The sequence below is a fragment of the Flavobacterium sp. genome, assembly GCF_035456225.1.
Lineage (GTDB): Bacteria > Bacteroidota > Bacteroidia > Flavobacteriales > Flavobacteriaceae > Flavobacterium.
Window position 1 is genome coordinate 25,779 of sequence record NZ_DATIDM010000106.1, and the last position, 8,039, is coordinate 33,817.

The 8,039-nt window shown below is 35.0% G+C and carries 10 protein-coding genes; 6 read left to right on the forward strand and 4 right to left on the reverse strand.

All coding sequences use genetic code 11. From position 1 onward, the window contains the following. The first annotated feature begins 11 nt into the window (after positions 1-11). Positions 12-632, forward strand: coding sequence for a hypothetical protein (locus VLB74_RS06495; protein ID WP_325202645.1), 621 nt, complete (start codon positions 12-14; stop codon positions 630-632). 88 nt (positions 633-720) lie between these two features. Here the strand turns inward: VLB74_RS06495 and VLB74_RS06500 are convergent, their stop codons facing one another. Together VLB74_RS06500 and rlmH are read right to left on the reverse strand one after the other, a co-directional pair. Then, positions 721-1,191 (reverse strand): CHRD domain-containing protein, encoded by a 471-nt coding sequence (locus VLB74_RS06500; RefSeq protein WP_325202646.1) that lies wholly within the window; start codon positions 1,189-1,191, stop codon positions 721-723. Between the two features lie 219 nt (positions 1,192-1,410). Continuing rightward, the gene (rlmH, locus tag VLB74_RS06505; protein ID WP_325202647.1) at positions 1,411-1,884 is read right to left on the reverse strand and encodes a 23S rRNA (pseudouridine(1915)-N(3))-methyltransferase RlmH; all 474 of its coding nucleotides are present in this window, start codon (positions 1,882-1,884) and stop codon (positions 1,411-1,413) included. A gap of 205 nt (positions 1,885-2,089) precedes the next feature. Between rlmH and VLB74_RS06510 the strand changes: the two genes are divergently transcribed. Further along, positions 2,090-3,577 (forward strand): aminotransferase class V-fold PLP-dependent enzyme, encoded by a 1,488-nt coding sequence (locus tag VLB74_RS06510; protein WP_325202648.1) that lies wholly within the window; start codon positions 2,090-2,092, stop codon positions 3,575-3,577. Between the two features lie 61 nt (positions 3,578-3,638). Here VLB74_RS06510 and VLB74_RS06515 read toward each other — a convergent pair whose 3' ends face one another. Next, positions 3,639-4,535, reverse strand: coding sequence for a lysophospholipid acyltransferase family protein (locus tag VLB74_RS06515; protein ID WP_325202649.1), 897 nt, complete (start codon positions 4,533-4,535; stop codon positions 3,639-3,641). A 108-nt stretch (positions 4,536-4,643) separates the two neighbouring features. Between VLB74_RS06515 and VLB74_RS06520 the strand changes: the two genes are divergently transcribed. The 4 genes from VLB74_RS06520 to VLB74_RS06535 all read left to right on the forward strand — a co-directional run bounded on the left by VLB74_RS06520 (position 4,644) and on the right by VLB74_RS06535 (position 7,682). Further along, a complete protein-coding gene (locus VLB74_RS06520; RefSeq protein WP_325202650.1) occupies positions 4,644-5,285 on the forward strand; it encodes a rhomboid family intramembrane serine protease in 642 nt (213 codons plus the stop codon). Positions 5,286-5,336: 51 nt separating this feature from the next. Then, positions 5,337-6,035: an SIMPL domain-containing protein gene (locus VLB74_RS06525; protein ID WP_325202651.1), complete on the forward strand. Its 699-nt coding sequence runs from the start codon at positions 5,337-5,339 to the stop codon at positions 6,033-6,035. A 71-nt stretch (positions 6,036-6,106) separates the two neighbouring features. Beyond that, positions 6,107-7,054 carry a phosphoribosylaminoimidazolesuccinocarboxamide synthase gene (locus VLB74_RS06530; RefSeq protein ID WP_325202652.1) on the forward strand — a complete coding sequence of 316 codons (948 nt, stop codon included), beginning with the start codon at positions 6,107-6,109 and terminating at the stop codon, positions 7,052-7,054. A gap of 241 nt (positions 7,055-7,295) precedes the next feature. Continuing rightward, complete coding sequence (locus VLB74_RS06535; RefSeq protein WP_325202653.1) at positions 7,296-7,682, forward strand: ankyrin repeat domain-containing protein; 387 nt, start codon at positions 7,296-7,298, stop codon at positions 7,680-7,682. A gap of 96 nt (positions 7,683-7,778) precedes the next feature. On the opposite strand, the gene VLB74_RS06540 is transcribed toward VLB74_RS06535, so the two are convergent. Further along, a partial coding sequence (locus tag VLB74_RS06540; protein WP_325202654.1) for a LytR/AlgR family response regulator transcription factor occupies positions 7,779-8,039 on the reverse strand: 261 nt, incomplete at its 5' end.

Here is an 8,039-nt window from a genome sequence, read left to right on the forward strand (position 1 = left end):
TTTTTAGAAATATGAAGAAAATAGCCTGCTTTTTTACAGCGTTATTGTTGTTTTCCTGTGGTGAAAAAAAGGAGATATTATTGCCAAAATCGGATGTTACAGTAGTTAAAGAAGTGTCGGATCTTTCCAAAGTTGATTTTTTCTTTTCGGTCGTAAATAAAGATACTTTAGCCGACGTTAAAAAAAACAGTGTAATTACCACGACGAACTGGGTTTTTAATATTGATAAACGCCTTCCTCTGAAAGCAATCATTCCAGAAATTAAAAAGTTACAGGCAAAGAAGCTTAAGCGAAAAAGCAATGAAGATCTTCCCAAAAAAAATTTTTATTCGTACGCCGACAGTATAGGGAAAAATCTGGCGTTCGTGCCATTTACGAACACTATTTACAGGGAAGAGAAACCAAAATCGGGAATAATTGTGTTTTTTACGAAAGACAATCGGGTGTTTGTAAACGATTCGCTTGTTAAAAGAGAGGAATTAGAGCTGTATATAAACAATACTAATCATTCTTTAGAGGATATTAGATTTTGTTTTGATAAAAACAGCAGTTTCGAAACTTATCTTCAGAATAAGTTATTTATCAGGATATTAGAGGTGAAAATGACTGGAGTTACGGAATTTGTGTATTAGAATAATTTTTTACAGCCTCAAATTTATGCTAAAAAAGGTCTTCCGGTATTAAATTGGAAGACCTTTTTTATGTTAAAGCGGGATAGTTTTAGTAGCCACCGCCACCTCCGCCAGAGGAGCCTTGTTTGATGAGTTGGCCTCTGATTTCTCCTCCTTCATAAGGTGCTTCATTATGTATATTTACATAGTAAAGATTGGCTTTAAGATCTGCTTCTTCCGCAGCAGTTAAAGCTCTGCTGGTATAATTGATTGGTGATGTAAAACTCGTGAATGGAAAAACTGCGGGACCACTTACTCCAGCTGCACCTAAATGTATATGCCCATTAGTAGGGGTATCTACATTATGAGTAACAGTAATGTAAAATGTTTTATTGGAGTTGTCAAATGTAAGTGTAGCATTTCCCGTTGCTGTAGAAGCATTAGGAGGTACTTCACTTGCGCCGTTTAATGTTGCTTTAAAAGTAACTATGTTACTTGGTGTTGGTGGCATGTAATCATCATCGTCATCGCTACACGAAACCATACCAAATGAAAATAAAGCAACTGCTAATAAACTCATATACAATTTCATCTTAAAAAAATAATGTGATAGAGTTTTAAGAAAAAGAAGCGCTTGATTTAAGTTCTGCGCATAAAGCCATAATGTTACAATAACGTAGCATTTACATTCAAAGTAAAGTTAGGCTTATTTCATAAGATTACCCTAGATTTTTTATTAACTTTAACCTTGATTTTCAGTAATTAACAAAGGATTGTAATGGTTTTCTTGACTTGGATTCTATTGATGGTGATAGGGCTCGTTTTTAAGAATGGTAAATCCGCGGTATAATTGTTCGATGAAGAACAAGCGTACCATCTGATGCGAGAATGTCATCTGCGAAAGCGAAATCTTTCCCTGCGCTTTTTTATAGACTTCCTGGCTGAAACCATACGGGCCACCAATTACGAAAACGAGTGTTTTTACTCCCGAATTCATTTTCTTTTGCAATTCCTCTGAAAAGCCAACACTTGAAAACATTTTGCCGTTTTCGTCCAATAAAATCAGTTGATCCGTTGAAGACAGTTTGGAAAGAATCAAATCGCCTTCTTTCTCTTTTTGCTGTGTTTCGGAAAGGTTTTTTACGTTTTTGATATCAGGAATAATCTCCAATTCAAACTTAATGTAAAAGGAAAGTCGTTTGGTGTAATCGTCAATTAAGGTTTGCAATGCTTTATTATCGGTTTTGCCGATGGCCAGGAGTTTGATATTCATGATTGCGGATTAAAAAACAAAGATAGGCGAAATTTACGAAACGCTTTTTTAAAGCTTTGGAAGTCAGTGATTTTAAAATGTAATTATCATTAAATCAGGTAAATATGTTAAATTTAAGTTATTCTCCTTAAAACCGGAGACATGAAAATCCTCAAATAATCAAAATGATGTATCTTTGGCCGCAAATGCATTTTAAGTTTTAAGAATGATTACAACACAAACTACACAACTGGAACAATATTTTCTGCAATTCAGAAAAAACATCATCGGAATCGATCAGGAATTTGATTCTCCTTTCGGAAGAAAAAAAATCATTTATACTGATTGGACCGCTTCAGGACGTTTATACCGCCCGATTGAAGAGAAACTGATGAATGAATTTGGGCCATTTGTTGCCAATACGCATACGGAAACTACAGTATCCGGAACAGCAATGACCATGGCATACCATGAAGCACGTCACATAATCAAAAAACACGTTAACAGTGATGAAAACGACGTTTTGATTGTTGATGGAAGCGGTATGACAGGTGTTATCAATAAATTCCAGCGTATTTTAGGTTTAAAAGTTCCTGAAAATCTTCAAAAGTATATTCAGATTCCACCAGAGAAAAAACCAGTAGTTTTCATTTCTCACATGGAGCACCATTCCAATCAGACTTCATGGTTGGAAACTATTGCTAAAGTAGAAGTGATTCCGGCTTGCGAAAAAGGTTTGATTTGCTTGGACAGTTTTAAGGCATTGTTGGAGAAATACAAAGACACTACTTTGAAAATTGCTTCTGTAACAGCTTGTTCAAACGTGACAGGAATCAAGACGCCTTATCATGAAGTTGCAAAATTGATACATCAGTACAACGGAGTTTGTTTTGTGGATTTTGCCTGTTCAGGACCTTATGTGAAAATCGATATGCACCCTTCAGACAATCCGGAAGGTTATTTGGACGCGATTTTTATGTCGCCACACAAATTTTTAGGTGGGCCCGGTACTTCGGGAGTTTTGGTTTTCAATAAAAAACTTTATAAAAATATGGTTCCTGATCATCCGGGAGGAGGAACAGTTAGCTGGACCAATCCATGGGGAGAACATAAATATTTAGATAATATCGAAGAGCGTGAAGATGGTGGTACACCGGGATTCCTTCAGGTTATCAAAACAGCTTTAGCGATTCAGCTGAAAGAACAAATGGGTATCGATAATATCCTGAAACGAGAGCATGAAATCGTTGATTATGTTTTCGACAGACTAGGAAATGTTCCTAATATCAATATTCTTGCGGGACAACATAATGATAGATTAGGTGTTATTTCTTTTTATATAGATGATTTACATTTTAACCTTGGCGTGAAAATCCTGAATGATAAATTCGGAATCCAGACACGTGGCGGATGCAGTTGTGCAGGGACTTATGGTCATTACTTATTGCATGTTGACCAAGAAACATCTCATTATCTGACGGATAAAATTACTCACGGGGATTTAATCGAAAAACCGGGATGGATCAGAATGTCAATTCACCCAACGACAACTTCTGCAGAAATTGAATTTGTTTGTGACAGTATCATTGCTTTAGCCGAAAATCATAAAGAATGGGAGAAAGACTATCAATACAATAAAAATTCCAACGAGTTTCTTCATAAAGATGCTTTGCATAAAGAAAAAGAAATGGTGAAAAACTGGTTTTCTTTATAAGTAAAACATATAAAAAATCCACTTGTTATAAGTGGATTTTTTTATGCTGTCTGCCTTCTGATTACTGTGGCTGCTGACTGTCCTTTGTGTGTTTCCATCTTTTGTGTGTCCACAGATAATATTCCGGTTTGTTAAGGATTTGCTGCTCTAACTTTTTGAAAAACAAATCGGTGATTTCATAATCAGGAATTGATTTAATAGTAACATTATCCTCAACCATCGGAACAAAAGTTGCCAGATATTGGCCACGTCCTATTTTTTCACCTTTCAGATACAGAACGCTAAAATCCAATCTTTTGGCGAGCATTTCAGCTCCGGTATGTACAGGAACATCAATCCCCATAAATTTTGTCCAATGCTGTGCTTTCCATACTTTAGGATTTTGATCGGCAATGAATCCGTAAAGACTCATAACCCTGTTTTTATGATTCGATACCATTGTGGGAGTGGTTTCCGTAGTATCAATTAAAGTAGCGTCGAATCTACTGCGAATGTCTCTTACCAATTTGTCAAAATACTTGTTTCGGATTCGTTTATAAACTCCGTATGCTTTGAATTCGGACACTTTATTCATGATAATTAACCATTCGTAGCTTGAGTAGTGTCCCGACATAAGAATAATACTTTTGCCTTTTGCTTCGTACTCGTGATAAAGTTCCATGTTGGTGAAAACGAAGCGTTTGCGCATTTCTTTTTCGGAAATAGTCATGGTTTTAATCATTTCCATGAAACCGTCAACTAAATGATGATACGATTTTTTCTCCACGATTAAACGTTCTTTTTCCGATAAATGAGGTAATGCCAATGCCAAATTTTGTCTGACCACTTTTTTTCTGTAGCCAATAATGTAATATACAAGTACATAAATGCAATCGGAAACGAAGTATAATAATCGGAAAGGTAGAATTGATATACACCACAAAATTGGATATGCCAATAAAAATATTAATAACTGCATTTATTTAAATTTTTTTGCAAAGATACTTTTTATACTTATTAATTAAGGTAAGAATTAACATTCAATAAAGAAACATTGGTTATTTTTACCAGACAAAAATACAAATATATGAACTCTGTATTATTACTGATTATTGCGGTTACTGCTATTACAAGTTTTAAAGGTTTCGGGGACGAATCTTTTTTCAGAAAATATGAATTTCACATTGGCAGTATTCGTGCAGGTGAGCATATCCGAATGATAACTTCCGCATTTTTACATGCAGATGTTGGCCACTTGTTATTTAATATGCTTACATTGTATTTCTTTGCGCCTGTAGTAATTCAGAATTTCGGATCATTCACTTTTCTTGTGATTTATTTCGGAAGTTTGATTTTTGGCAGTTTGCTTACTTTATATTTTCATAAAAACGATTATTATTATCGTGCAATTGGTGCTTCCGGAGCGGTTACTGGAGTATTGTATTCTGCTATTTTGTTATATCCTGATATGAGCCTGTACCTGTTTTTCATACCAATTCCAATTCCGGCATATTTATTTGGAATCGGGTATTTGCTGTATTCCATTTACGGGATGAAGGCCAAGAACGATAACATTGGACACACTGCACATTTTGGAGGCGCAATCGGAGGTTATATTATCACGATTGCTAAAGTTCCAATGATGCTGACAGACAATACCTTTATGGTTGTTTTATTAGCAATCCCAATTATCATTTTACTGATTTTATTAAAAATGGGCAAGATTTAAGCTTTTTGGCATCGCTTTTGAATTGAAATGAAAAACTTAAAATAAAAAAATATGAAGAAATTAGTTTTATTTGGAATTGTGTTGTTGACAACGGCTCTTTCTTTTGCACAGACGCTGGAAAGTAAAATGATTCCGCAGATTGTAGTTTCAGGAGAAGGTAAAATTAAAGTGACTCCGGATCAGGCTGTGATCACTGTAGGTGCTGAAAATACAGGTAACGATGCGGCCGAAGTAAAAACGAAAAATGATGTAACGATTGATGCTATTATCAAATACATCAAAAAAATGAAATTAGCTCCATCCGATTATCAGACACAGCGAGTATCATTGTATAAAAATTATGATTATCAGAAAAAGAAAAACAGCTATACAGCTTCGCAAAATATCGTTATTACACTAAAGGATTTGTCTAAATACGATGAATTGATGATGGGATTGGTAGATGCTGGCGCGAATGTGATTCAAGGAGTTGATTTTAAATCATCCAAAGTGGCTGAATATGAAAGTCAGGCCCGTATTAAAGCGGTTCAGAACGCAAAAGCCAAAGCGACTGATTATGCATCGGCATTAAACCAAAAAGTAGGGAAGGCCATAATGGTTTCCGATAATTCTATGACGAATTACCCAAGACCTGTTTATGCGGCGATGAAAATGGATATGGAGTCTGCAGCACCTTCAAGAGAAACATTGGCAATCGGAGAAATTGAAGTAATAGCTAACGTTACTATTAACTTCGCCATCGAGTATTAAATTTGTTCTGATTATTTTGCTTGGCTTTCAGAATCGAATTACATTTGCACATTCAACACAACAAGACAATAATGAATACAATTACAACTACCAATTTTAACTTTCCGGGTCAGAAATCTGTATACCGCGGAAAAGTAAGAGAAGTTTATAATATCAACGACGAACTTTTGGTAATGGTGGCAACCGACAGATTATCTGCTTTCGATGTTGTTATGCCAAAGGGAATCCCATACAAAGGTCAGATTTTAAATCAGATTGCAACCAAATTCATGCAATTAACTGAAGATATTGTTCCGAACTGGTTAATCGCTACTCCGGATCCGAATGTTGCTGTAGGTCATTTGTGTGCACCTTTTAAAGTGGAAATGGTAATCCGTGGTTATTTGTCCGGACACGCCGCCCGTGAATATGCTGCTGGAAGAAGAGTAATATGTGGAGTTGAAATGCCGGAAGGATTAAAAGAAAACGATAAATTCCCAACACCGATTATTACGCCGACAACCAAAGCGGATAACGGTTCACACGATGAAGATATTTCCCGTGAAGCTATTTTGGCTAACGGAATCGTTTCGGAAGAAGATTACCTGATTTTAGAAAAATACACAAGAGCTTTATATCAAAGAGGAACTGAAATTGCAGCTTCTCGCGGATTGATTCTTGTCGATACAAAATACGAATTCGGTAAAACCAAAGACGGTAAAATCGTTTTGATTGACGAAATCCACACGCCGGATTCATCACGTTACTTCTATGCCGAAGGTTATCAGGAAAGACAGGATAGAGGAGAAGATCAAAAGCAATTATCAAAAGAATTTGTACGTCGTTGGTTAATCGAAAATGGTTTCCAGGGTAAAGAAGGACAGCAGATTCCAAATATGACCGATGAATACATCGAAACGGTTTCCGATCGTTATATCGAATTGTACGAGAATATTATTGGTGAAAAATTCATGAAAGCAGATATATCAAGTATCAATGAACGTATCGAGAAAAACGTTGTTGCTTTTTTGAACAAATAATAAAATAACCTAATCGTAAAGATAAACTAACCACGCTCTGCGTGGTTTTTTTGTTCTTTGTAATGACAAAATGAAAGTCGATTTGCGAAATATCGACAAATGGTTTTAAAATATCGATTATCAGTATCTATTTGTTAAAGTTATGTTATAATAGGAGTTTTCGGGTAACGAAAGAAAATTTAAAACGTCTATTCATTAAATCATTAATCAAAAAAATCATTAATCAAAAAAATCAATCATCATGAAAAAAACAATCAGTTTATTAGGTTTAGCTTTAATCGCAACTGCAAATGTTGCTTTAGCTTCAAATGTTGAAACTTCAACATCAAAAAATGTGGCAATTCACTATTCTGATGTCACACCTCTTTTTGTTGCCATCAGTAAAGGAGATGTGGCTACAATTAAAAAATTCATTGAATACGGCGTAGACGTAAACGAATCTAAAAATGGATTAACACCGTTAATGTTATCAGCACGATTCAATAATGCTGAAATTGCTAAACTATTAATTGAAAAAGGGGCAGATGTTTCAGCCAAAGATCAAAATGGACGAACTGCTTTACAACTTGCAGAAGCAATTAAGGCAACTCAAGTAATTGAGGTAATTAAAGCAGCTTCAAAAAAATAAATTTGTGAGTTTGTTGTGGTTAAGAAAAAACCGGACTTAGTCCGGTTTTTTTTATGAATGTGAGAAAAAAATCAATTAAAAATAGGGTAATAAATTCTACGACGGGGAATTATTTAATTCATTAATCACTTGGTCTTTATAGGTTTTTGAAATTGGAATTTTTTTGCTCCCAATTGTAATAAAACCGGAATTGTATCCGTCAATTTTAGTTTTGTTTACAATGAAACCTTTGTGTGTCTTTACAAAATTAGCGGAGAGTTTATCCATAAATTCGGTAATGGTAGAACGGTATCGGTATTCATTTTCAGGTGTAATTATGAGTAAATAATTCTTTTGACTTTCGGCATAAATGATGTT